Below are 3,247 nucleotides of genomic sequence, written 5' to 3' on the forward strand. Positions count from 1 at the left end.
TGTTGTTATGAGGGCCCTCATAACAACAACACGCCGCAGATCAACGGGTCTGGCGGGGCTTGGGGGCGGTGGGCTCGGCGGTGCGTAGTCGTAGCAGGACCACTCCGTACATCCGGTCTGTGGGGCACAGGCCCCACTGTTTGGAGTCCTCTGAGCGGGGGTGGTCTCCGCGCAGCGCGAGCATGCCCGGCGGGACGTCGCCGGTCAGGTCGCCCGCGACCCAGGGCGGCACCGGGTCCCCGGCCGCCGCGCGGACCCGCTTGACGCACCAGCCGGCGCCGCCGGACAGGTCGGCGGGACCGCGCCATCCGGCGCGCCGGTCGGGCCGCTGGACGACCACGATCCGGCCGGGACGGGCCCGGCGGCGGTGGCGCAGCACCAGCAGCACGTCCCCGTGGTGCAGGGCCGGGGTCATGCTGCCGCCCCGCACGGTGACGGTCGACAGCAGGCTCCGGGCCGCCAGCGCCGCCGCCCCGGCCGCCAGCGCCGAGGGGACCGCCCAGCCCAGGGCCCGGCTCATCCGGCGGTCACCGCGGCCGCCGCGTCCTCCTGCGGGATCCGCTCCTGGTAGCCCTCCGCCTGGTTGCGGAAGAGCCGGGCGTAGACCCCGTCGGGGGACGCGGTGAGGGACGCGTGGTCGCCGCTCTCCAGGATCCGGCCGTCCTGCACGACGACGATCCGGTCGGCCTGCCGGACGGCGCTGAGCCGGTGCGAGACCAGGACGCTCGTGGCGCCCGCGCGCAACTCCCGCAGCCGGTCGTGGACCTCCCGCTCGGCCACCGCGTCGAGGCCGGAGCTGGGCTCGTCCAGGATCATCAGGTCGCGTCCCCGGCGCATCAGGCCGCGGGCCAGCGCCAGGCGCTGCCACTGGCCGCCGGACAGCCGGACCCCGTGGGTCAGGGCGGCCTCCTCCGGGTCGCCCTCCGCGTCGCCGGCGTGGAACAGCCTGCTCAGCATCGTCCGGTAGCCGGCCGGGAGCCGCTCGATGGTCTCGTGGACGCCGGCACGCTCGGCGGCGGCGCGGATCCGCCCCTGGTCGTCGAGCGCCGCCAGGTCTCCGAGGCCGATGTTCTCGGCAGCGGTGAGGTCGTAGTCCATGTAGTCCTGGAAGACCGCTCCGATCCGCTGCCGCAGCTGCTCCACGGGGACGTCGCGGACGTCCACCCCGTCCCACAGCACGGCGCCGCGCTGCGGATCGTAGAACCGGCAGAGCAGTTTGACGAGCGTGCTCTTGCCCGCGCCGTTGAGGCCCACCACGCCGAGGGTGGTGCCGTGCGGGACGGTCAGGTCCAGCCCGCGCAGCACCCACGGGGAGTCGTCGCTGTAGCGGAACCACACGTCGCGGAACTCGATGGAGTGGGACAGCGGGGCGAGGTCCCGTGGCCGCGAGGGCCCGGCGAGATCGTCGTCGCTCCCGACCACCGTCAGGTAGTGGTGGAAGAGCAGGGCGGACTGGTGCCCCTGCGCGATGCCCTCCACCAGGGCGCCGAGCCCGGACTGGAGCCCCGCCAGCGACGCGATGAACACCGACACGTCGCCGACGCTGATCGTCCTGGTCGCCGCGGCGTGCACCGCCCACAGCAGGCCCGCGGCCGCCAGCACCGCCCCGAGCGCCGCGAGGAGGATCTGGACGCGCACCACGCCCCGCTCCAGCCGGTCCTCGGCGTCGTTGGCCGCGCGCAGTTCGGTGAGCATCCGGCCGTGCAGGAGGTTCCCCAGCCCGAACAGCCGGACCTCCTTGGCGGCCTGCAGGTCCGTCAGCAACATCTGGTAGAAGAGCTTGCGCCGCAGGCCGGGACTCAGCTGCCAGAGCAGCCCGGCCCGCCGCCGGCTCAGCGCCAGATGGGCGAGCAGCGCGGGCGCGGCCGCCGCCAGCGCGGCGCCCGCCATGATCGGGCTGATCGCCACGAGGGCGCCGAGGAACCCGGTGACGGCCAGGGTGCCGCGCAGCGAGGCGAGGCCCATCTGCAGCAGCTGGTCGGGGGCCTGCTCGGCGGACTGCTGGGCCAGCCGCAGCCGGTCGTGGTAGCGCGGTTCCTCCAGCCGGGCCAGCCCGTTCATGCGGTTGACCGCGGCGAACATCCGGTCCTGGGAGTGCAGGCCGATGGCGCGCCGGGCGCGGCCCTGCGCGTAGGTCGTGAGGTCCGAGGTGACGGCGGTCGCGATGCCGAAGGCGCCGATGGCGGACGCCAGCCATACCAGCGTCCCGATGCGGGGATGCGCGGCGGTGAGCTCGTCGATCGCGACCTTGGTCAGCCAGGCGGTCGCCACCGGCGCCGTACCGCCGACGACCGCCATGGCGAGCTGGAGGGCCAGCATCCCGGGGCAGGCGCGCCACGCCAGCGCGTAGGCCGCCTTCATCCCGCGCAGGACGGAGACACGAGGCTCTGTCGCGTCGCCGGGCTCTGTTACCTCGCTGGACGTCGTCAGGTCGTCGTTGCTCATGGGGTCGAAGGCCGTAGGGACGCGTCGAGACCGTCCAGGCCGATGCCGGCGGCGGTGGCGATCCCGTCCGGGCCGTAGTGGGCGAAGCCGGGGTAGAGGCGGACGCCGAAGGCGGCGCCGAGCGGCGCGTCCAGGAACTCGGGCACCACGTGGTCGGCGACGCCGGCGAGCCGGGCGGCGAGGTCGCTGCCGGCCGCGTCGACGCCGACGACCGTGGCCAGCACCAGCCCGCCCGCGTCCCGGACGCGCCGCGCGTGCTCGGCGAAGCCCGGCACGCTGTCGTCGCAGCCGGGGCACTCCAGCGACAGGAAGGCGATCAGTGCCGGACGGCCCGCCAGCCCGTCCGCGGTGACCGTCGCGCCGCCGGCCGCGGTCGCGGTGAACGCGGGCATCCGGTCGCCGGGCGCGATGCCCAGCTCCGGTTCGCCGCCGGGGCGGTCGTGGTCGTGGTGGCCCAAGTCCGGCGGGGCGGTCGCGTGGGCGCGCCAGCGGCGCATCGCCGCCACGGTGAGCAGGAGGTTCAGCGCGGTGAGCGCCGCGGCCAGGACGAGCCCGGCGACGAGGTATTCCACGGATGTCCTTTCCGGCTCCGGCGCGTGACCGGCCCCGGTCCCCGGCGCCGACCGGGGCCCGAAGAGCGCGGCCTCCTGGACGGGGCGGGGCGAGGGGGGGAACGGGGGAGCGTGGGGCCGGGGCGCGGCGGGCCTCGGGGAGCTGACCGCGGGTCCGGGGCCTGCGGGCGGGTTCCGGGTGGCGGCGCGGCTGCCCCTGGACGGCGCCGGCGGCGATGATCGGGCGGGGA

The 3,247-nt window shown here is 75.7% G+C and carries 3 protein-coding genes; all 3 read right to left on the reverse strand.

What is annotated here, in order from left to right:
• Positions 1-40: 40 nt before the first annotated feature.
• The 3 genes from ABZ806_RS44935 to ABZ806_RS44945 are packed head-to-tail and all read right to left on the reverse strand — an operon-like array spanning position 41 to position 3,017.
• A complete protein-coding gene (locus ABZ806_RS44935) occupies positions 41-520 on the reverse strand; it encodes a S24/S26 family peptidase (RefSeq protein WP_500226103.1) in 480 nt (159 codons plus the stop codon).
• Positions 517-2,445, reverse strand: a complete 1,929-nt coding sequence (locus tag ABZ806_RS44940; protein WP_500226106.1) for an ABC transporter ATP-binding protein — start codon at positions 2,443-2,445, stop codon at positions 517-519. Before ABZ806_RS44940 ends, ABZ806_RS44935 begins: the two co-directional genes overlap by 4 nt.
• A complete protein-coding gene (locus tag ABZ806_RS44945; RefSeq protein WP_500226107.1) occupies positions 2,442-3,017 on the reverse strand; it encodes a redoxin domain-containing protein in 576 nt (191 codons plus the stop codon). The genes ABZ806_RS44940 and ABZ806_RS44945 overlap by 4 nt, the downstream gene beginning before the upstream one ends.
• Positions 3,018-3,247: the final 230 nt, after the last annotated feature.

This window comes from Spirillospora sp. NPDC047418, from assembly GCF_040643275.1.
In the GTDB taxonomy this organism is placed as follows: Bacteria; Actinomycetota; Actinomycetes; order Streptosporangiales; family Streptosporangiaceae; genus Spirillospora.

What these genes read in the sequence shown, in the direction of transcription:
- ABZ806_RS44935 (WP_500226103.1), bottom strand. Translation starts at nt 520, where the DNA reads ATGAGCCGGGCCCTGGGCTGGGCGGTCCCCTCGGCGCTGGCGGCCGGG.
- ABZ806_RS44940 (WP_500226106.1), bottom strand. Translation starts at nt 2,445, where the DNA reads ATGAGCAACGACGACCTGACGACGTCCAGCGAGGTAACAGAGCCCGGC.